General features: G+C 63.4%; 16 protein-coding genes. 9 read left to right on the forward strand and 7 right to left on the reverse strand.

The window, feature by feature from the left end:
- Nucleotides 1-235 (reverse strand): transposase family protein (locus tag HPY64_10290; GenBank protein ID NPV67522.1); only part of this gene is annotated, 235 nt, incomplete at its 3' end.
- Nucleotides 236-615: 380 nt separating this feature from the next.
- Between HPY64_10290 and HPY64_10295 the strand changes: the two genes are divergently transcribed.
- Complete coding sequence (locus HPY64_10295) at nt 616-3,723, forward strand: hypothetical protein (protein NPV67523.1); 3,108 nt, start codon at nt 616-618, stop codon at nt 3,721-3,723.
- A 77-nt stretch (nt 3,724-3,800) separates the two neighbouring features.
- On the opposite strand, the gene HPY64_10300 is transcribed toward HPY64_10295, so the two are convergent.
- Nucleotides 3,801-4,523, reverse strand: a complete 723-nt coding sequence (locus tag HPY64_10300; protein ID NPV67524.1) for an FHA domain-containing protein — start codon at nt 4,521-4,523, stop codon at nt 3,801-3,803.
- A 231-nt stretch (nt 4,524-4,754) separates the two neighbouring features.
- Here HPY64_10300 and HPY64_10305 point away from each other — a divergent pair, with 231 nt between their 5' ends.
- Both HPY64_10305 and HPY64_10310 read left to right on the forward strand, forming a co-directional pair.
- Nucleotides 4,755-6,938 (forward strand): VWA domain-containing protein, encoded by a 2,184-nt coding sequence (locus HPY64_10305; GenBank protein NPV67525.1) that lies wholly within the window; start codon nt 4,755-4,757, stop codon nt 6,936-6,938.
- An 83-nt stretch (nt 6,939-7,021) separates the two neighbouring features.
- A complete protein-coding gene (locus HPY64_10310) occupies nt 7,022-8,131 on the forward strand; it encodes an alanine racemase (GenBank protein ID NPV67526.1) in 1,110 nt (369 codons plus the stop codon).
- 70 nt (nt 8,132-8,201) lie between these two features.
- On the opposite strand, the gene HPY64_10315 is transcribed toward HPY64_10310, so the two are convergent.
- A complete protein-coding gene (locus HPY64_10315; GenBank protein NPV67527.1) occupies nt 8,202-9,014 on the reverse strand; it encodes a hypothetical protein in 813 nt (270 codons plus the stop codon).
- A gap of 79 nt (nt 9,015-9,093) precedes the next feature.
- Here HPY64_10315 and HPY64_10320 point away from each other — a divergent pair, with 79 nt between their 5' ends.
- Entirely contained in the window at nt 9,094-10,515 is a 1,422-nt protein-coding gene (locus tag HPY64_10320; protein ID NPV67528.1) for a hypothetical protein, read from the forward strand.
- A gap of 86 nt (nt 10,516-10,601) precedes the next feature.
- Nucleotides 10,602-12,170, forward strand: a complete 1,569-nt coding sequence (locus HPY64_10325) for a protein kinase (protein ID NPV67529.1) — start codon at nt 10,602-10,604, stop codon at nt 12,168-12,170.
- A gap of 48 nt (nt 12,171-12,218) precedes the next feature.
- Here the strand turns inward: HPY64_10325 and HPY64_10330 are convergent, their stop codons facing one another.
- The 3 genes from HPY64_10330 to HPY64_10340 form a co-directional block, all read right to left on the reverse strand.
- On the reverse strand, nt 12,219-12,563 hold the full coding sequence (locus HPY64_10330; protein ID NPV67530.1) for a DUF4345 family protein: 345 nt from the start codon (nt 12,561-12,563) through the stop codon (nt 12,219-12,221).
- 26 nt (nt 12,564-12,589) lie between these two features.
- The gene (locus HPY64_10335; protein NPV67531.1) at nt 12,590-13,864 is read right to left on the reverse strand and encodes a cysteine desulfurase-like protein; all 1,275 of its coding nucleotides are present in this window, start codon (nt 13,862-13,864) and stop codon (nt 12,590-12,592) included.
- 420 nt (nt 13,865-14,284) lie between these two features.
- Complete coding sequence (locus tag HPY64_10340) at nt 14,285-14,452, reverse strand: hypothetical protein (protein NPV67532.1); 168 nt, start codon at nt 14,450-14,452, stop codon at nt 14,285-14,287.
- A 256-nt stretch (nt 14,453-14,708) separates the two neighbouring features.
- On the opposite strand from HPY64_10340, the gene HPY64_10345 reads away from it, so the two are divergent.
- From HPY64_10345 to priA, 4 genes are all read left to right on the forward strand, one after another.
- Complete coding sequence (locus tag HPY64_10345) at nt 14,709-14,900, forward strand: IS1 family transposase (protein NPV67533.1); 192 nt, start codon at nt 14,709-14,711, stop codon at nt 14,898-14,900.
- 121 nt (nt 14,901-15,021) lie between these two features.
- Nucleotides 15,022-15,456, forward strand: a complete 435-nt coding sequence (locus HPY64_10350) for an IS1 family transposase (protein NPV67534.1) — start codon at nt 15,022-15,024, stop codon at nt 15,454-15,456.
- A 92-nt stretch (nt 15,457-15,548) separates the two neighbouring features.
- Nucleotides 15,549-16,397, forward strand: coding sequence for an AmmeMemoRadiSam system protein B (gene amrB / locus HPY64_10355; GenBank protein NPV67535.1), 849 nt, complete (start codon nt 15,549-15,551; stop codon nt 16,395-16,397).
- 90 nt (nt 16,398-16,487) lie between these two features.
- Complete coding sequence (gene priA, locus HPY64_10360) at nt 16,488-19,472, forward strand: primosomal protein N' (protein NPV67536.1); 2,985 nt, start codon at nt 16,488-16,490, stop codon at nt 19,470-19,472.
- Nucleotides 19,473-19,476: 4 nt separating this feature from the next.
- Here priA and HPY64_10365 read toward each other — a convergent pair whose 3' ends face one another.
- On the reverse strand, nt 19,477-21,090 hold the full coding sequence (locus HPY64_10365) for a hypothetical protein (GenBank protein NPV67537.1): 1,614 nt from the start codon (nt 21,088-21,090) through the stop codon (nt 19,477-19,479).
- Between the last annotated feature and the right edge of the window lie 62 nt (nt 21,091-21,152).

The following is a 21,152-nucleotide window of genomic DNA, read 5'->3' on the forward strand; positions in this document are numbered from 1 at the left end:
GCCCCAGCGCCTTGGCCAGGGGCTTGGCCCGCCACTTCGCCCACTCCGCTATCCCCCGCGCTTCATCTTCTCCCGAAAGCCTGGCTGACACCATGATCATCAGCACCGCTGCCAACGGATAGCGTACGCCGCGCCGGTCTCGCCGATCCTTTAACCCCTTCAGTCGCTCATAGAGCCCCCCTACCTCCCTGCAAAGTGCCTCTATCTGTCCGCTTCCGGCTATGGTATAGTCCATGTTGACCTTTCCTGGTGCAGGGTTCGTGGCGCACAACACTACCTTAACCAGGAAAGGCCTTTTTGTCTTGGAACTTTGCAACAGCCGTGGTGGCCGTGGGGAGGCCGAACCGATGCCGCATGGTCAGGAGACCGGGAGGCGAGAATGCCGCCACGGGCGCGGCTGCCCGATCGCCGACAACCCCGCTGTGTACCCTGTTGACCGGCCAGTGAATTCCTGCAGCGGGATGCGTTACAATGGGGGGTGGATGGGCAACCTGGCAGCTGCGTCGCCCGGAGTCAGGTGACTGAATGCACCTGAGGGGGGCGGTATGTTGCCAGGCAAGATCCGGGATGGTGGGCGTCGCTTTTTCAGGTGTGGGGGCAGGCAAGGCGGTTGATATGAATGAGGACAGCGTAGACCGCGAGCAGCAGAGCTTTCTCGGCTCAACCCAGCCGTCGCTCCCGCCGGAGATGCTGCCGCCGGGCGGCGCAGACGATGAAACGGCAACGCTCTCTGAGTTGCCGCTGGTGATCGCTCCTGAGACCCGGTCGGACCTGCCGGGTGCTTTCCCCGCGCCAACGATGGCCGGGCAGCCGCCAGCGCAATCGCCGCCAACGCCGCCAGCCATGCACGCGGTCACCCCGTCAGGCCAGCGTCCCGGTCGCCGGGGTGCCCCGCCGCGCCGTGGCCCTCGACGCCGCAGCCAGTTCAAGCTGTTTTCCGGTGGCTGCCTGATCACGATTGGGGCGGCGCTGCTTGCCTTTTTAGGGCTGGTGATTGTCGTCGGCCTGGTCATCTTCACCGCCCTTAGCGCCCGGCTGGAGGACGGCCTGCAGCGCCTTGGCGATCTTTCCTCCCGCCACACCTTCCAGACAACAGTACTCTACGACCGCCATGGCGAGGAGCTCTACCAGATTTTTGAGGAAGGTCGCCGGACGAACATCACCCTGGAAGAATTGCCGGAATACGTCAAATGGGCAACGATCGCCATTGAAGACAGGACGTTCTACAGCAACCCCGGTGTCGATCTGGCAGGTATCATTCGCGCGGCGCTGCAGAACGCGCAGGAAGGCGGGATTGTCTCCGGCGCGAGCACGATCACTCAGCAACTGGTGCGCAACATCGCTTTCGATTATGAGTACCGCACCGCCCCGAGCTGGCAGCGCAAGATCGAGGAAGCCATCCTGGCGCTCATCCTGACGACCAGGATGAGCAAGGATGACATCCTGGAGCTTTACCTCAACGAGATTTACTACGGGAACCTGGCCTATGGTATCGAGGCGGCCAGCCAGACGATCTTCGGTAAGCCTGCCGCGGAATTGACCCTGGGGGAAGCCGCGCTGCTGGCCGGACTGCCACAGGCCCCGGCTGAACTGAACCCGCTCAATCCTGACCCGGCTGTGCAGGAAGCTGTGCTGGCCCGCCGGCGGCTGGTGATCGACCTGATGCTGGAGAATGGTTTTATCACGTCGGAACAGGCGTATGCGGCCTACGGTGAGCCGCTTTCCTATGCCAGTGCGGATGTGTCGCTGGTTGCCCCGCACTTTACGGTGGCGGCCCGCAACGAACTGGAATCGATCATGGCCATGCTCGGCTACCCGCCGGAGTCCATCGCTACCGGTGGGCTGCAGGTCTATACGACGGTTGACCTGCGCTTTCAAGACCTGGCTGAGCGGACAGCAAAAGAACAGGTCGCTGCGCTGCGTGATGTGCACCACATGACCAATGCTGCGGTGGTCATCCTGCACCCGTTGACCGGCGAGGTGCTGGCGATGGTAGGCAGCGTGGACTACTGGGACGACAGCATCGACGGGCGGGTGAACGTGGCGCTGGCTCCCCGCCAGCCCGGCAGCACGATGAAGCCGTTCACCTATGCGGCGGCGCTGGAACTGGGCTGGACTCCGGCCACCATCCTCTGGGACACCGAGGTGCGCCTGGAAGCACCGGGTCAGCCGCCTTACATCCCGGTCAACTACGACCGCACCCATCACGGGCCGGTTCGGCTGCGCGATGCGCTGGCCAACAGCTATAACATCCCGGCGGTGCAGACTCTGCGGCAGGTGACAGTGCCCTATTTGTTGAACCTGATGCAGCGTTTTGGGGTGCAGAGTCTGGGCGATGATGCGTCCCGCTATGGGCTATCGCTCACGCTGGGGGGCGGCGAGGTCACGTTGCTGGAACTGACCCGCGCCTACAGCGTGTTCGCTAATGGCGGGTTGCTCGTGCCCACCACCATGATCCGTTGCATCATCGATGGCGATAACAACATCGTTTACCAGTACGAGAATGGTTGCCCGCGCGGGCAGGCTACTACGCGGACGGTCAACGTGATGGCCTACGGCCTGCCGGTGCTGGATCCACGTATCGCCTTCTTGATCAGCGATATTCTGGCCGACAACGAAGCCCGCACGCCGGCTATGGGCGCCCGCAGCCCGCTTTACACCGGTGACATTGTAAGCAGCGTCAAGACCGGGACAACCAACGATACCCGCGACAACTGGACAGTCGGCTATACCCATAATGTGGTTGTCGGCGTGTGGACCGGCAACAGCGATAACTCGGCGATGGTCAACACCAGCGGCCTGATTGGCGCTGCGCCGATCTGGAACGCTATCCTGCGCAGCCTGTATGCCGACCCAGACCTGCTGGCGGTACTGGCCCAGGACGGGCAACTCCTGCCGGATTATCTAACCGCGCCGCCCGGTCTGAGTCGGCGGCCGGTGTGCGCGATCCAGACGCTGCGCGATCCGGCCACCGAGTGCCCAACCACAAAGGTGGAGTGGTTCATGGATAGCCCGGCGCTTGTTCCTGACGGGCAGGGTGGCCTGACGGCGGGCAGCACACCGCTTTCTCAGCCGCTGGTGACGCCTGACCCGGATGCTTATGGCCCGCAACTGAACGAAATAGAAGATGGCCTGTTCCAGGCGCTGGTCAAGCCGCTGGCGCCTGATCTGGCCCAGGCGCTGGTCAGCCGCACCGATCCAACCCTGCCGGAAGTTCCGCCGCGCTACTGCCTGATCCCCAATGAAGTCGACCCGGCCATGGTTCCCGGTGCTCAGACGCTACTGTTCATCGGCCCACCGCCCGATCCACGCGATGCCATCTATGCGGCAGCCTGGGCGCAGGCGCACAACGTGCCAATCCTGCCGACCCTGCCGTGCACGGCGGAGCTGCTGGTGCTGGGCAGCGGCGGCCCGGCGGTTGTCGAAGCCTATATCACGTCCCCTGCGCCTGGTCAGGAGGTCAGGACGGAGATTCCGATCATCGGCACGGCCAATTTCACGCCGCAACAAGCCGCGTACTACAAGCTGGAAATTCGCGGTCCGGCCTTCCCGGAGTGGGTAACGCTGGGCCAGCCGCACAGCAATGCCGTGATTAACGGCCAGCTGGAAACGCTGGCGGCAGCCGGTCTGCCCTCCGGCACTTACTACCTGCGCCTGGTGATCGTTGGGCTGGACGGCAACTACCTGCAGGAGCCGTACCAAGTGGCTTTCATCGTGCCCTGAGGTCTGGTCCGCCGCGACGCAGCAAAAAGCCCCGCCGGGCATGGCGGGGCTTTTTGTCACGGGGCTTGGTCCTGGCGCTAGAGGATGGGCAGCAGGAGTGGCAGCAGCAGGCCGATGTTCTGCGGGCACTGCAGATTGAACAGCTCCGGCATCAGCGGCAGATCGCACCACAGGTTGAGGTAGTCGATGACGAAGCCGATGATGGCGATGGAAACAATGCACAGCAGCACCAGACAGCCGCAGCCAATGGCGATCCAGCGCCCGGTGTTGCTGGCCTGAGGCTGCTCTTCGTAGTATTCGTAGCCCGCCTGTTCCTCCGCGTAGGGCCGGGCGGGGGCGCTATACTGTGGTTGCACGTATGGCTCAACTGGTGGCTGGCGGACGGGCGGTGCGTAAGGCTCCGGCTGGACGACGGGCTGCGGCCCGTAGGCGGGCGGGCGAGCCGTTGCACCGATCATGGTCTCCTGCTGCGCTACACCGGGAACCTGACTGATCCGGGCCTCGTAGGAGAGGGTAACCGTCTCGCCCAGGCCGATCGTGTCGCCGTTCAGCAGCGGGCGCACCCCGGTCAGACGCTGGCCGTTGACGAACGTCCCATTGGTGGAACCGAGATCTTCCAGCGTGTAGCCGGTCGGGGTTCGGGTCAGCCGGCAGTGATGGCGACTGACCTCCGGATCGTTGATCACGATGTCGTTGGTGATATCGCGCCCCAGGGCGATGATGTCTTTGCTCAGTTCATACGTCTGGTTGGGCTGCGGGCCACGTCGAACAACGAGCCGAATGCCGCCGTTCGCTTGCATCTGATGCCTCCTCATCCGGGCAGGGAGAGGGGAGTCTCGCCTGATAAGACCTTGTCGTTGACGATGGGAAGTATAGGAGCAATGAGGGAGGCTGTCAAACAGAGATCAGGGGGGCGGGTGGCCGGGAATGGAGGCCGCGGGAAGGGAAAAAGCAGGGAACTTTCCGGCGGGGGAGTACGTCTAGTAGCCAGAGCACTCGATCTGGCCGTTGATGTTCTGGTGAGGTGGCTTATGAAACGCGCAGTTCTGGTATTGAGCACGCTCCTGCTGCTGCTGACGACGGTCTGGCCCGCCCTGGCGGATGGCATCATCATCCCTCTGCCGCCGCCAATCCCCGGCCCCGTCACTGATCCACCCTGGCTGACGATCAAATATCACCGCGTACATGTGACCATCGACAATCAGGTCGCGACAACCCGCATCGACCAGTTGTTTGTCAACGAGGGGCAGGCAGTGGTCGAAGGCACATACATGTTCCCGCTGCCGCAGGGCGCCACCGTGAGCGACTTTACAATGTGGGTGGATGGTCGCCCGATCGAACCGCAACTCCTGGAAGCGGAGGAAGCCCGGCGTATCTACAACGACATCGTGCGCCAGTGGCGCGATCCAGCGCTGCTGGAGTACGTGGGCACGAACGCCATCCGCGCTAACGTGTTCCCCATCCCGCCGGGCGAGCAACGCCGGATCGAGATCGAATACCAGCAGGTGCTGGAAGTCGATAGTGGTCTGGTGCATTACGTGTATCCACTCAACACGGAACGCTTCAGCGCCCGCCCGCTGGAAGAAGTGACCGTGACGGTTGAGATCACCTCCAACGATCCGATGCAGACGGTTTATAGTCCCAGCCATCGCATTGCTGTTGACCAGACAGACGAATTCCATGCCCGTGTGGGGTATGAGGAATATAACGTCCTCCCTGATAAGGACTTTAGCCTCTACTATACTGTCTCGCCGGAGGATATCGCTCTTAACCTGCTGACCTACCGCGAGAGCGCCGACGAGGATGGTTTCTTTATGCTGCTCATCGCTCCGCCGGTGGAGGTCAGGGCGGAAGTCGTCATCCCCAAGGATGTGCTGATCGTGCTGGATCAGTCGGGCAGTATGGCCGGTGAAAAGTGGGATCAGGCCCGCACGGCGGTCGAATACATCCTCGAGAATCTTAATGCAGAAGACCGTTTCAACATGATCGTGTTCAGCACCGGCAGCCGCATCTACGCCAATACGCTCCAGCCGCCAGCGGAAGGGGCTGCTGCCGCCCGCTGGGTCAACAGCCTGGAGGCCATCGGTGGGACGGATATCAACGGCGCGCTGCTCCGGGCGTTGGAGATGGTCGATCCAGAACGGGCGACCGTGCTCCTGTTTGTCACCGATGGCCTGCCGACCGAGGGCGAGACCGCCATCGACCGCATCCTGGAAAATGTCCGTGCCAAGGCCCCGCAGAATGTGCGGCTGTTCAGTTTCGGTGTGGGTGATGACGTCGATACCTTCCTGCTGGACCGGCTGGCCCAGGAGAATCGCGGCACCAGCGCCTACGTGCGCTCCGGCGAGCGCATCGACGAGGAAATTGGCGCGTGGTATGCCAAGGTGAATGCGCCTGTGCTGACCGATATCGCCCTGGACTTTGACGGGATGATGATTGAGGACATGTATCCCGCCGAGCCGCTGCCCGATCTGTTCGCCGGGACGCAGATGGTGATCGTCGGGCGCTACCGTGGCAGCGGTCGGGATGTGACGATCCGCCTGAGTGGCGATGTCAATGGTGAGCGCCAGACATTCGTCTACGATGGGCTGGATTTCCCCGATCGCGCTGGCGGCGGCTCCGGCACGGACGCTGAAGCCTTCATCCCGCGCCTGTGGGCCACCCGGCGCATCGGCGCTCTGCTGGACCAGATCCGACTGCAGGGCGAGAACAAGGAACTGGTCGATAGCGTGATCCGCCTGAGCCTTCGCTATGGGATCATCACGCCTTACACGTCCTTCCTGATCCAGGAAGAAGACATTTTCACCCAGGCCGGGCGCGATGTCATCCTGCGGGAAGCGCAGTCCAGCATGGACTTGGCCTTCAGCCAGTCGGCGGGGGCAGCAGCCGTTGACGCGGCGGAGGCGATCGGCGGGGCGCGGAGCGCGGAAGCGCCGGCGGCGATGCCAACGATGGTGCAGACCAAATCCGGCGAATTGATTGATACACGTGAGGTTATCCGCCAGGTGCGTGACAGGGCGTTTGTCCTGCGCGAGGGCGTGTGGATTGACACCGCCTATGACCCGACGCAGATGACCACGCAGAAGGTTGAGTTCCTCAGCGAGGCGTATTTCGAATTGCTGGCGCAGCAGCCGGCTCTGGCCGACTTCTTTGCCCTGGGTGAGCGGGTGATCGTGGTACTGGAGGGTGTGGCCTACGAGGTGGTGACCGGCTGATCCCGGTCGCCGGGCGGCAAGATCGCGCGGACGGGCTAGAATTGGGGCCTGTCCGCGCTTCTTTTGCACCGGGGAGACTGAGCATGTTGTCCGATATCACCAGACCAACCGCCCTTCTGAACGAAGAGACTGCCCGCCGCAACATCGCCCGTATGGCGGAAAAGGCGCGTCGCTCGGGGGTGCGCTTCCGCCCGCACTTCAAGACGCACCAGTCCGCCGTCATCGGGGAGTGGTTCCGTGCGGAAGGCGTGACGGCAATCGCGGTCTCGTCGGTTAGCATGGCCCGGTACTTCGCCGCGCACGGCTGGCGGGACATCCTGATCGCCTTCCCGGTCAACTGGCGGGAGATTGAGGCGATCAACGCCCTGGCAAAGGCGATCAATCTGCATCTGCTGGTCGAATCGGTGGAGACAGTCCGTTTCCTTTCCGAACGGCTGGCTTTTCCGGTGATGGTATGGCTCAAAGTCGATACGGGCTACGGGCGCACCGGCCTCCGCTGGGACGATCTTGAAAATCTGAAAAGGGTGGCCAGGGCGGTTGAGGCAGGCCGGCAGATGACACTGTGTGGTGTGTTGACTCATGCTGGCCATAGTTACCAGGCGCGGTCCGTGGCAGAACTGCGCTCGATTTTCGCCGCGACCGTTGGGCGGATCCGCGTTGCGCGCGGTGCACTGGAACAGGCCGGGTTCAGCGGTCTGCAGACCTCTGTGGGCGATACGCCCTGCTGCTCGGTGGTGGAAGGTTTCGCCGGTGTGGACGAAGTTCGGCCCGGTAACTTTGTGTTCTACGATATGATGCAGGTGCAGATCGGGGCGTGCCGGGTGGAAGATGTGGCGGTCGCCGTGGCCTGCCCGGTGGTGGCTATCCATCCCGGTGATCGCAGGATCGTGATCTACGGTGGCGCGGTGCACCTTTCCAAGGAACGGCTGGCGCTTGATGATGGGGCAATCAGCTATGGCGCGGTGGCCCTGCCGGACGAAAGCAGAGGATGGGGGCCGCCGCTGCCGGGATGCTATGTAGCCAGCCTGTCGCAGGAACATGGCGTCATCCGGGCCAGCGATGACTTGCTGGCACAGGCGCGGGTTGGCGACCTGCTGATGGTGCTGCCGGTGCACTCCTGCCTTACGGTCGATTTGCTCAAGGTGTACCGTACACTGGCGAGCGAGCGCATCCCGATGATGGGAGCGGGCTAGCGGAAGTATAGCGTCCGCCAGGCGGCAGGAATCCATCGCCCGACCGTCGGGTCGGAGGGGCGAGGGTCGCCTATAATGAGGGTATGAAGCGCAGGCTCGGACTCCAGGCGGGATTCTTGCTGCTGATCATGGTGGGAACAGCCCTTGGCTGCAACCTGCCGATCGGTGTGCCACGCGCCACGCCAACCCTGGCGCCGACACATACGCCGAGCCATACGCCTGTCAGATCGCCCACGCCTGTGCCGTCATTGCCGCCCAGCGCGACGCCACTGGCGTTGCTGTACGCGACCCTTACGCCGACTCCATCGGCAACCCCGACTCCTTCTTTCACGGTGACGGCGTCACTCACTGTGACAGCGTCGCCTACGGAGACGGCGTCACTCACTGTGACGGCGTCGCCTACGGAGACGGCGTCACCCACTGTGACGGCGTCACCCACTGTGACGGCGTCTTCCACCGTCACAGCGTCGCCTACTGTGACGGTATCCCTGACCGTGACAGCGTCTCCCACGGCTACCCGGACGGCCACCACGACCCGCACGCCAACCGCTACAGCGACAGCCACCGCGACCGCTACTGCTACGGCGACACTGCCACCTACGTTGACCGCCACACCATCGCTAACCTGGACGGTGACGGCCACACCCACCGCTTCGCCGACGTCCAGCGCGACGCCTTCGCTGACCCGGTCGCCGACAGCGACCACCAGGCCTTCTGCTACGCCAACCCGAACACTCCTGCCGACTGTAACCCCGTCACCAAGCGCGACGGCGACGCCTCTGCCAACCCGAACTGCCCCGCCTCCGCCAACGGCTTCGTTGACACCAACCGCCCTGCCCACCGCTGCGCCACCGCCAACCCGCACGGCAACGGCCAAACCCACCCTGATCTCCTCTCCAACGACTACGCCGTTCCCCACCAAAACTATGCTGCCAAGCCGTACGCCGACAGATACGCCATCTATGGTGCAGGCGCCAACCCGCACGGCGACTGCGACGCAGGCTGTCTCACCAACGGCATTGTTCACCAAGACAGCGATGCCGACCCTGACACCCACGTTGACGCACACACCTGTCGTTGTGCCTTCAGCAACCGGGAGCGCGACGGCGACCTCAACTTTGCTGCCAACCTCGACCGCGCCACCGACGAACACGGCCATCCCGCTGACGATCCAGAGCTTCCCGGTGGCGACTCGCCCGCCGCAGGTGACCCGTGTGCCCGATCTGGGCCTCCCGCCGACGTTCGCCCTGCCGTCGCCATCGCCGACTGCCATTCCTACACCGACCCCGCGTCCGCCAGTCCTGCCGCCTACACCGCTGCCGATCCCGCCTACGCCCACGTCAGCTGCAACCGCTGTCGCCTTTGCGCTGCCGGGCGGGATGCTGGCCATGCCGCATGATGTCTTTGTGGTTGATCCGCGCAGTCTGGCGGTGTTGCGCCCGGCGGAGGCTGGCGCTTCGACCCTGGCGCTGGATTACGGCCCCGGTGGGCAGATCGCGGCGGTTCAGGACGAGGATGCAGCTCATCCTGGCTTCGGCTACACGCTGCGGGTGGGGGCGCAGACGCTGATCGGCTCGCCGCTGCCCAGCGCGACCATCCGCTTCACTAGCGTGAAGTGGTCGCCGGATGGCTTGGCGGTGGCCTTTGTGGCGGAAACGCCCGGCGCACGCCGTGGCGAGCCTGTTGGTGATACACCCAGCGATGGCCTGTGGGTCTGGACACTGCGTCCGGACAGCCAGAATCAGGATACCTACCACGCGCTGGAGAACCGTTACGAGTACAACCGGGGCCGCGACCTGGCGCGTATGGTGCGCGACTTCGCGTGGTCTCCGGACGGCCGCCGGTTGCTGGTGAGCCAGGATCGGGCGGGTGGCTTTAGCGGGCAACTGGTCGTGATCCCGCCGGATCATAAAGCCTGGGCGGAGCCATTTCCAATTCTGCCGTTTGAGAACGGTTCCTGGTCGCTAGATGGCCGCTATGTCCTGGTCAGCGGCCTGTACCGGGATATCGGGGCGGCGGCGCTTGGCTGGGCTGACCCCGAAAGCGGGGCGCTGGACGTATTGTTGGATGGCCGGGCCCAGGGCCTGTGGATACAGGATGCGGTTCAGTTACCGGATGGCCGGATCGCCTTCTTTGGCGGGCCTTCGGCGGGCGGCGCGGAAAGACCGCCGCAGGTCAACCTCTATGTCTACAGCGGTGGGCAGGAACCGCGTGCAGTGGTGGGAGCGGGCGGCGGACCGGCACTGAACGTGATCTGGAACGCGGCGCGGTCGGCGGCGATCGTCCGTCTGGCTGATGGCCGGACGCTGATCATGAGCGTCAATGGAATGGTACAGGACATCAGCGCCAACGTGGGGACGGGTAGCGTGGTCTGGGGGGAATAGGCGCTGCCCGGACATGGTTTTGACTTCTGCACTTGCCGCGTACAATACAGGCGTTGGAGTTAGCCAGGACTGGCGGAGCGTGCCACATGTTGCAGCCGGGTGATGTGCTGGGCGGGTATGAGATTGTCGAGCAGCTGGGTGCAGGCGGGATGGCGACCGTTTACCGGGCTTATCAGCCGCGCCTGGATCGCTATGTAGCGATCAAGGTTATGCACCAGACACTTTCCGCCGAGGAAAACTTCCTGGCGCGTTTCCAGCGGGAGGCGCGCATCATCGCCCGCCTAGATCACCCGCATATCGTCCCGGTCTACGATTTCGACGACCATGATGGCTCCCCCTACCTGGTCATGAAGTATGTGGAAGGGGAGACGCTGGAAGATCGGCTGCGGCGGGGGCCGCTCCCGCTCCCCGAAGTCGTGCGGATCATGACGGCTGTGGCTGACGCGCTGACCTATGCCCATGAACACGGCGTGCTGCACCGCGACGTCAAGCCCGCTAACATTCTGATCGACGCCCGCGGCACCCCTTACCTGACTGATTTTGGATTGGCCCGGCTGGCCGCCGGGGGATCGTCCACCCTAAGCCAGGGTACGATCATCGGCACGCCGCACTATATCTCGCCGGAGCAGGCGCTGGGTCAGGCCGAACTGGATGCGCGGACGGATGTCTATTCGCTGGGGGTGGTGCTGTACGAACTGGTGGTGGGGCGCGTGCCGTTCCCCGGCGATACGCCGTTTTCCGTGGTACATGACCACATCTACGCCCCGCTGCCCACGCCGCGTGAAGTCAACCCTTCGGTATCGCCGGCGGTGGAAGCCGTCCTCATCCGGGCGCTGGCCAAGAAGCCTGACGACCGTTACCCGACGCCCAACGCGCTGCTGGAGGCTTTCCGCGCTGCGCTGGGCGAGTCCCCGTCAGCGCCGGGCGCCGGACAGCAGCCCTCTGCTGCTCAACGCACAAAGCGCTCGCCCGGCCCCGGCTTTGCTGAGACGCTGCCGCCGGTCCCGCCCCCGCCTGCACGACGGCCCTCGCCGCCCCGGCGCTTTCTGGATGATGATGAGCCTGATCTGGACGATCTTGGCGACATCATCGAGGAGAAGGTTGAGGCTTGGGCGGAATCGATCGAGGACTGGGCGGAACAGCTCGGGGAGCGGATCACGGGGAATATGGGATCGCTGGGAGGAGGTGAAGCAATGCGCGCCCGTCGCCGCCAGCCACTAACTGAAGAGGAAAAGATTCGCCGCCGGGTGGAGAAACGACTCAAGGAACAGGCCGACTTACGGATTCACAGCGTGATCTTCCTGATGGTTAACCTGTTGCTGTGGGTCATCTGGTTGCTAGCGGGCGGTGGATTCCCGTGGCCGTTGATCGTCACCCTGGGCTGGGGGATCGGCATCGTGGCCCATTACATGGATTACCAGCAAAAGTACGGCTCCGGAGCAGAGCGCCGCGAGCGCGAGATTCAGCGCGAGCTGGAACGGGCGCGGCTGCGGGGCGAACTGCCCGCGGACGATACCGGTCTGCGGCCTGCCAAGCGCAAGAATGAAGACCTGGCCGATTACCCCGTGCGCCTCACGGACGACGGGGAACTCTCGGCCAGCCTGATCGAAGAGATGGAAGACGAAGACTCTCCCCGGCGGCACGGGCACAGCTAGGGTATGGCGGGGCGTGGCTGATCTCCACGCCCGCCTGGTTTCCTGGCTTTACAGCAGCAGCAAAATGCCAAAGACGTACTCCACGGCCAGGCTGATCAGGTTGGAGCGTTCCGTCGAGCGATCGTAGACGATCGAGAAGGTGCGTGCGATGCCGATCGCCAGGTACGCCAGGCCGAGCATCCGATAGGTCTCCGGCGTGGCGTAAAGTAGGGGGGCCAGGCCCATCCCGATGAACAGCCCGCCGAACACCCCGCGCAGTTCAGAGACGCCGCGTGCGCCGGGCGCTTCCAGCCCGATGAAGCCGGTGATGGCGCGGGGCCGGATCAGTCCCAGCAGGCCGGTAGCGATGGTGAGCACCGCCGCCGCGATTTTGAGGATATTCAGCAGTGGCATAGTTTTCTCTCCTTTTGTGCAGGTTTCTACAGGCTGTCCAGCGCATCAAGCAGGCGGTCGATTTCGTCGTGCGTATTATAGTGCACCAGGCCAACACGCACTGCGCCGCCGCTCCGGGCCAGCCCCAGCCGTTCCATCACCGCGACGGCGTAATAATCGCCATCCCAGACGTAGATATTCCGGGCAGCCAGATGCTCGGCGATAGCACGTGGGGTATGCCCGGCCAGGGTGAAGATGACTGTCGGCACCCGCTCTGCGAACTGCGCCGGATCGGTGATACCGTAGATGCGGACGCCCGGCAGGCGCATCAACCCGTCGATCAGGTGGGCCACCAGGCCGCGCTCATAGGCGCTCAGGGCCGCCATTGCCGTCTTGAATTGGAGCCGCCGCCCACTGAGACCTGGAAACTGGCTGCTGTACTCGCCACCGTACGTTGCGCCGATCTCGGCCAGATAGTCCAGTGCAGCGGCGGTAGCGTGCCAGGTCTCGTAGCTGGGCGTGCCGGTCTCCCAGCGGTAGGGAGGCGTATCCTGGGCCGGACGTACTTTGTAAGCGGGCAACGCCACCAGCAGATCGTAGCGGCCGTACATCACGCCGATGTGCGGGCCGAAGAACTTGTAGGCGCTGCAGATCAGGAAGTCACATCCGATGGCCTGCACGTCGATGGGGATGTGCGGTGCGCTCTGCACAGCGTCTACCACATGCAATGCACCGACGCTGTGAGCCAGCCGGGCGATCCAGTCGACAGGGTTGATCGTGCCCAGGGCATTAGAGGCGTGGACGGTGGCGACGACCTTCGTCCGGGGTGTGATCGCCGCCTCCAGGCTGGCCATATCCAGCGTACCGGTTTCCACGTCGAAGTCGGCCCAGCGCAGTGACAGCTGCTGATCGCTGGCAAGGCGCATCCAGGGGGCGATGTTGGCGTCGTGATCCATGCGTGTGACCACGATCTCGTCGCCGGGCTGCAGGGTTCGGCCAATGGCCCGGCTCAGGGCAAAGTTGAGCGTGGTCATGTTCGGGCCGAAGACGATCTCTTCCGGGCGGGAAGCGTTCAGAAAGTCGGCAGCAATCTCCCGCGTTGCCATCTGCATCGCATCGCTGCGCTGGCTGGTGGCGAACGCCCCGCCGTGGTTGGCGTTCATGGTGATGTAATACTCGGCGACGGCGTCGATCACGCGCCGGGGAACCTGCGTCCCGGCGGGGTTGTCAAAGTGAACGGGCAGCGGGCCGCCGGGTGCGACCGGTCGGTTCAGGGCCGGGAACTGGGCGCGCAGGGCGTTTACGTCAAGCGGCATGGGCATCATCTCCTTAGTGTGGCAATCGCATCCTGAACGTTAACGGAAAGGGCTTTAGGGAGGTAGTTATCGTCCCAGCTAGCTCTTTTGCGGCGAGCGCATTTCATTGGATGGTTCATACTCAAGCAGGTTTAGGGCTGCGTGACGGATCAAGGCCGTATTTTCAGGGGCATGGTCGCGACGAATATGGCTCCGGTCCTGGTTGAAACTGACGTCAAGTACCCAATGCAGACTGTTCTCAATGTGCCAGTTTCTCTTCGACAGTCATAGGTCTCTCTCCTTTTTGCTGCTGCTATGATCCATCCGATCTGTTCGAAGAGAAACTTAGTCATACAAATTTTATAAACCCTTAATGTTTAGTGTGCAATTGCCGTGACAAGGGCGGGCCATTTAGTAACCCGCCCCTGTATACATTGACTCAGGCGATCAGTCGCGCTCGAAGCCGTAGCCTTTGAACTTCAGTGTCCTGCTGTTCTCGGTGACGGTGCGTATAATAGCTTCGTCAAAGCCGTCGCGCCACCAGGCGCGGATCTCCAGCGACACTTCCACCTCACACCCCGTAAGGCTGGTGAGGTGTTGCAGAATCTCATCCACGATCTGATCTACCTGGCTGGTCAGGCGCTGGGCATCTAACTGCACATTGCCATGATAGCGGGTCTGCAGCAGTTTAGACGGCGATGGTGGCGCAGGCTCCCTGCGCTGTCGATCTCCACAAAATGCACTTCCTTGGAGAAGGGCGGGTGGTTGTTGCGGGTGCTAAGGCCGTCCTGCACCTCCTGCTCTAAGTAGAAGAGGACACGCAGTTGGTCACCAGGGTGGGTGTCATCGGGGAGTGGAAAACAGACAGGACATGGACATAGCCCCAATCACATGCCCTTACTGTCGCCAAACCGACCGCCAGGTCAAGGCCGGGCGGAATGCCTCGGGTAGCCAGCGGTACAAATGCCAGCACTGCCAGCGGAAATACACGCCCAACCCCAGCCCGCGTGGCCACAGCGACGAGCTGCACCGCCAGGCCTTGCAGAGTATGTGGATGGGATGAATTTTCGGCGCATTGGGCGGACCCAGTTCATCACCCACCGCACGGTGATGAACTGGGTCAACGCCTATGGCACCCGCCTTCCGGAGCGTCCTCCGCAGCCCAACGACCCGGGTTAGATGAGTTGTTCACCTTTGTCGGGCAGAAAAAAACCGAAGCCTACATCCTGACCCAGGTCGACCGAGCCAGTCGCTGCATTGTCGGCTGGGCGGTGGCCTCTCCGCGCACGCCCGAAGCCCTGCAAGCCATGCTGGACCGCAGTCCCCAGGCGACACGCTACTACTCCGATGGCTATACGCTCTATGAGACCCTGATTTACACCCCCGGCCAGCACGTGGCCGTGGTCGATAAGAGCCAGACCTGTTCGGTAGAGGCTGACAACGCTGAACTGCGCCATTATCTGGCACGGCTCGCCCGCAAGTCGCGTTGTTTCTCGCGGTGTATTCAGGCACTGCGCACCGCTATCAAGCTCTTTGTGTATGCCTGGAACCGCCGCCAACGCTACAAACGCCAGTTCCCAACCCATCCGGCCCATGTCCGAGATTTCATATGCCCTTGAATTTATCCACTCCCGATCGGGCGCCCGGGGCGACGCACCTGCTGTATAATCAGGATAACAGGCTGGTCGATCGGAGACGTGGAGAATACGCTATGGCGGCAACGATCAAAGATGTCAGACCATCCCCTCTGGCCGGAACCTGGTACCCCGCTGATGCGCAGGCCCTGCGCCAGATGGTTGATGGATTCCTGGCTCAGGCTAAACCCGCCGCCCCAGAGGGTCGCATCATCGGCCTGCTGGCCCCACACGCGGGCCTGCGTTATTCCGGGCCGGTCGCCGGCTATGCCTTCAAGCTGGTGGGCGATCTCCAGCCGGAAGTCGTCGCCATCCTGTGCCCCTATCACCGCCCCCCCTATCAGCTTTATGACAGTCCCTTTGCCACCACTGCCCATGACGCCTATGAGACGCCGCTGGGCATCGTGCCTGTGGACCGGAAGACTCTGCACACACTGGCAGAAATCGTGCCGCTGGCGGCTGTCCGGGGCGACCAGGAGCATGCCATTGAGATCGAATTACCCTTCCTGCAGCGCGTCCTGCCACACCCATTCGCCATCCTGCCGATCATGATCATCCACCAGACGGAAGACCTGATCGAGCAACTGGGTCATGCCCTGGCCCGCGTTCTCAAGGATCGACGTGCGCTGCTGGTGGCTAGCTCAGACCTGTCTCACTTCTTCCCACAGCAGATGGCTCAGCGGCTCGACCAGGCTACGCTGGCCCATGTGCGCAATTTCGACCCGCGCGGCGTCCTTCAGGAGGGCGGCCAGCCCGGTGAGGGGGCCTGTGGGCGCGCCGCGATTGCGGCAGTCATGTGGGCAGCCCGCGATCTGGGCGCCGATTCAGCATCCATCCTGCACTATGCCACCTCAGGTGACACCGCCGGCGACTACCGACATGTCGTCGGTTATGGGGCAGGAGTCTTCTTTGCGCGGGCTAATTGAACGCTTGTTGATGGCCACATCGCTTGCCGGACGGACGGCCTGCAGGCATGCGAGGCCGTTTCATGCCGGATATTCTGGTTAGATCGCCGCATGTACGCTGAAGTTGCCGTCAACGTCCCGGTGCACAGCACTTTTCACTACCACATCCCGGTCCAGCTTGCCGGTAAGATTCAGCCGGGGCATCTGGTGCGTGTTGCCTTCGGCACAGCCGATCAGCCGGGCATTGTGCTTACTCTCTCCCAGCACAGCCCGGTCGCCGAAACCAAGCCGATCAAAGAGTTGCTGGATTCGACGCCGGCCCTGGGGATGCCCCATCTCCAGCTCGCCCGCTGGTTGAGCGAGACAACGCTAGCCCCGCTGGGAACCTGCCTGTGGCTCTTCCTGCCACCCGGAATCGCCGGGCAGTCCGATATCCAGCTCAGCCTGACCGAAGCCGGAAAATGGGTGATCGCCAACGCCGGTGAAGCGCTGGGTGACCTCAGTGAGGAAGCCACATTGCTCCTGCGCCTGCTGGCGCGGCGCGGGCCGCTGCGTGGACGCCAGCTTAACCAGGCCATGCGCGGCCACAACTGGCAACAGGCCGCGGAAAGCCTGGCACGCCACGAACTGATTCACCGCGAAGTCGTGCTGGCCCCACCCCGTGTCCAGCCGCGCAAGGTGCGCACGGCCCGACTGGCGATCCCCGCTGAGCGCATTGAGGCGATTGCCACGCGGCTGGGCCGCGAAAGCCGCCGTGCCAGTGTCCTGGAAGTCCTGCTGGCCTCGCCGGTACGCCAACCAACTGTCGCCAGTGTGTGCCGGGCCGCCGGCTGTTCCGAGCAAATCCTGCGCACACTGGCCGCCGCGGGGGACATCACGCTCACTCCTCCCAGCACCTGGCTGGAACTGACCGTACCCAATGAGCGCATGGCCCAGCAGCTGGCGGAAGGTGAATTTGACCGGGCAACGCGGCAGAAACAGGCGTTAGAAGCATTGCTGGCGGCGGGAGGCGCCCTGCCAGCGCAAGCCCTGGACAGCGCCATCGCCCGCACCTTGCTGGAAAAAGGGTTAATCCGGGCCGAAGATCAACCGGCTACCGTGGCGCTTTCCGCCCGCTATCTGCTGCCTGACGGACAACCCGATCCCGCTGCGCTGATGGCCCGCCTGATCGCGCTACGCGGTGGGATCAAGGCGTTGAGCGTGCTGCGCTTGCTGGCCCGTGAAGGCCAGCCGGTCAAGATCAACTGGATCTATGCCCAGACAGGCGCCAGCCTGAACCTGCTCAAAGAATTGGAAGAGGACGGGTTGATCGTCCTCGCGGAAAACGAAGAGTGGCGCGATCCGCTGGCCGGGCGCGACTTTGCGCCGACCGTCGCGCCAACGCTGACCCCCGATCAGCAGGCCGCCTGGGAACGCCTGCGCGAGCACATGGACGCTCTCAAATGGGAGGGCGTCTCCCCTACCCCGGATGAGCCGCATGTCTTCCTGCTGCATGGCGTCACCGGCTCCGGCAAGACCGAAGTCTATCTGCGCGCGGTGGAGCACACCCTGGCCCATGGCCGTGAGGCGATCGTGCTGGTGCCCGAAATCGCCCTGACCCCGCAGACCGTTGGACGGTTTGCTGCCCGCTTCCCCGGCCAGGTCGCCGTGATTCACAGTGATCTGACGCCCGGCGAACGTTTCGATACCTGGCGCCGGGCGCGCGCCGGAGAACTCAAGGTGATCGTCGGCACGCGCTCAGCCCTGTTCACCCCCCTGCCTGACCTGGGGCTGGTCATCCTGGATGAGGAGCACGATCAGAGCTACAAGCAGTCACCGCCGCTGCCGCCGCCCTACTACCATGCCCGCGAAGCAGCCATCGAACTGACTCGCCGTAGCCGGGGTATTGTGATCCTTGGCAGCGCCACCCCATCCATCGAAAGTATGTATGCCGCCCGGCGCGGTTTGTACCAGCGGATCATTCTGCCGGTGCGGGTGGCGGGTCACCGCCAGCGCATACTGGAGACTCCGACCGGGGGCGGCCCGGCCCTGTATCACCCCGCTGATCCTGGCAGCGCCCTGACCGTTGACCTGCCGGAAGTCGACATCGTCGATATGCGGGCAGAGTTACGGGCAGGCAATACCTCCATGTTCAGTCGGGCGCTGCAGGAAGCGCTCAGGGCAACTTTCGCTCGCGGCGAGCAGGCCATCCTGTTTCTCAACCGGCGGGGCACGGCCAGCTATGTGTTCTGCCGGGATTGCGGCTATGTCGCCGCCTGCCCGCGCTGCGAGATGCCCCTGACCTACCACCAGGCTGGAGAGGCATTGCGCTGCCATCACTGCGGGTTTCGGCGGCCCATTCCCGCCGCCTGCCCCGCCTGCGGCAGCCGCCGGATCAGGCACTTTGGCGCGGGCACAGAGGCCGTCCAGGCGGAACTGGGCAAGCTGCTACCGGCTGCAGTTTCCATCCGCTGGGATCGTGATACGGCCAGCCACCACCGCGAACATGACGCCATCCTGCAACGCTTTGCCCGCCGGGAGGCCAGCGTACTAATCGGCACCCAGATGATCGCCAAAGGGCTAGACCTGCCGGGCGTGACGTTGGTCGGTGTGCTCAACGCCGATGTAGGGCTGGCCCTGCCAGACTTCCGTGCGCGGGAACGCACCTTCCAGCTGTTGACCCAGGTCGTTGGGCGTGCCGGGCGTGGTTTACAGCCCGGACATGGCATCATCCAGACCTATCGCCCTGATGATCTGGCCATCAGCGCCGCCGCCGCTCATGACTACGAGGCTTTCTACGCCAGCGAACTGGAGCAGCGCCGGGAACTGGGCTACCCCCCTTTCCGGCGCCTGGTCCGCCTGCTCATCCGTGGCCGCAGCGCCCCGGAGACCCAGCGCGAGGCGGAAGACGCCGCCCGCTACCTGCAGAACCGCATCCGGGAATTGAAGCTGGAAGCCACAACCCTGGTTGGGCCGGCGCCCTGTTTCTTCAGCAAGCTGGAAGGCGCTTACCGCTGGCATGTGCTGGTCCGCTCCGCTGACCCCATCCCGATCTTTGCGGGTATCAGCCTGGCCAAGGGCTGGCACCTGGACATCGATCCACTGGATATCCTGTGAGCGATCAGGGTGGCGGCAGCACAGCGTAGATGCGGTAGATCGTATCGGGAACTGACGCGGCCAGCTGCAGGCGGGGGTGGGCGGCAGTCCCCGCGTAAATGCCTTCCAGGGCCGCCCGTGGCACGGGCAGCAGTATGTGGGTCACGCCGTACCGGTCAGCGACAGCCAGGATCGTCTCCAGGTCTTCTTCCGGAACCATTACCGTCCGGTAGCCGAGCAGGTAATTGATTGACCAGGGATCGCGGGTCATCAGGATCAACTCGCGATCCATGCCAGCCTGGAGATCAGCGAGTACATCCCCAATGCCATAGATCGTGCTGGCGTAGTTCCGGTTCAGATTCAAGTCATCGCGCACGATATCAAAGGCGCCCGGCAGCAGCATCAGGATCACCAGCACGCTCAGCGCCCACTGGACGACGCGCGGGCGCACAAAGTGTGTCACCACCGCTGCGCCGCCAACCATCAGCAACGGCAACACACCCAGATAAAGCTTTTTGAAGCTTCCTCCCTGGCTATGTATCGGCGTCACCAGACCGTAAAAGAGCCAGCCGCCGAGCACCAGCAGCAGCGCCGGTAACAATGGCCAGAACAGCCGGTTCGCCAACGAAGCCGCCGCCTGGCTTTCCGCATCACCTTCTCGACCACGTTTCCACCAGGCCCAGCCCAGCAGCAACCCCAGACCACCGATCGCGGCACCAAAGAACTGGCCGGTCACTGCCGCCATCAACTTCAGACTCGCCGTCAGTTCAAAGAGCCGCTTCTGTATCATATTGCCCAGACCCACCGCCAGATAACGCTCAAGTGTCAAAGGCGTAGCATATACATACAGCTCTTCAGAGTGACGGGTAAAAGCGGTGCTGATCGCACCACCCGGCCACGCCATACCAAGAACCTGCACATTGCGCACTACCCACGGCGCAACGACCAGCAGAAAGGCCAACCCGAAACCTGCATAATGCCAGAGCCGCACGCGGTGACCTCGCAGAGCAGCGATCCCGGCGCTGAGGATAAAGACCGGCAGGAGCAGCAGGCCATCGTTGCGCGTCAGGAGGGCCAGCCCGCTGCACATGCCGCTGAGCCACAGCCAGCGTCCGTCAGACATCAGGCCGCGCCACATAGCTATCAGGCCGAGCATGGCCAGCACACTGAACGGGACGGTTGTATCCGTGTGCAGCGAAGCGATCAGCAGGTCCGGCAGGAAGGCCGTTCCCAGCCCGGCGAGAATCCGGGCGGAGAGCGGCAGGTCAAGCTGATCCGCCAGCCATACTGCCAGCGCTGCCTGTACTGCACCCAGCAGAGCAAACGGCAGGATCGCAGCCTGAACAGAATCGCCACCGAGAGCCATGCCCAGGGCTGCCAGAATACCCGGCAGCGGCATCCAGTAGTCAATCGGGTGGCTCACCCCGGCAGGCGGCCCGTTCAGGTAATGCCAGATGTAATCGATGGTGAAACCTTTCCCCTGCAGCAGGTTCCGGCCCAGCAAGTAATAATGGGTGGGGTCCCACAGACCGGGATGCTCGATCTGGGTAAGCAACGCCAGCCGGGTCAGCAGGGCCACGCCAGACACCAGCAGAAGAACCAGCCACCGGAGCTGATGGCGGGGAATCTGTCCGATCATACTGTTCTTGTGAGATACCTCGTCCTCAGGTATAAACGCGCCACGAGTATAACAGAAAGACG

It is taken from the genome of Anaerolineae bacterium (assembly GCA_013178165.1).
Classification (GTDB): Bacteria; Chloroflexota; Anaerolineae; order Aggregatilineales; family Ch27; genus Ch27.

What these genes read in the sequence shown, in the direction of transcription:
- HPY64_10295 (NPV67523.1), top strand. Translation starts at nt 616, where the DNA reads ATGAATGAGGACAGCGTAGACCGCGAGCAGCAGAGCTTTCTCGGCTCA.
- HPY64_10300 (NPV67524.1), bottom strand. Translation starts at nt 4,523, where the DNA reads ATGCAAGCGAACGGCGGCATTCGGCTCGTTGTTCGACGTGGCCCGCAG.
- HPY64_10305 (NPV67525.1), top strand. Translation starts at nt 4,755, where the DNA reads ATGAAACGCGCAGTTCTGGTATTGAGCACGCTCCTGCTGCTGCTGACG.
- HPY64_10310 (NPV67526.1), top strand. Translation starts at nt 7,022, where the DNA reads ATGTTGTCCGATATCACCAGACCAACCGCCCTTCTGAACGAAGAGACT.
- HPY64_10320 (NPV67528.1), top strand. Translation starts at nt 9,094, where the DNA reads ATGGTGCAGGCGCCAACCCGCACGGCGACTGCGACGCAGGCTGTCTCA.
- HPY64_10325 (NPV67529.1), top strand. Translation starts at nt 10,602, where the DNA reads ATGTTGCAGCCGGGTGATGTGCTGGGCGGGTATGAGATTGTCGAGCAG.
- HPY64_10330 (NPV67530.1), bottom strand. Translation starts at nt 12,563, where the DNA reads ATGCCACTGCTGAATATCCTCAAAATCGCGGCGGCGGTGCTCACCATC.
- HPY64_10335 (NPV67531.1), bottom strand. Translation starts at nt 13,864, where the DNA reads ATGCCCATGCCGCTTGACGTAAACGCCCTGCGCGCCCAGTTCCCGGCC.
- HPY64_10345 (NPV67533.1), top strand. Translation starts at nt 14,709, where the DNA reads ATGGACATAGCCCCAATCACATGCCCTTACTGTCGCCAAACCGACCGC.
- amrB (NPV67535.1), top strand. Translation starts at nt 15,549, where the DNA reads ATGGCGGCAACGATCAAAGATGTCAGACCATCCCCTCTGGCCGGAACC.
- priA (NPV67536.1), top strand. Translation starts at nt 16,488, where the DNA reads ATGTACGCTGAAGTTGCCGTCAACGTCCCGGTGCACAGCACTTTTCAC.
- HPY64_10365 (NPV67537.1), bottom strand. Translation starts at nt 21,090, where the DNA reads ATGATCGGACAGATTCCCCGCCATCAGCTCCGGTGGCTGGTTCTTCTG.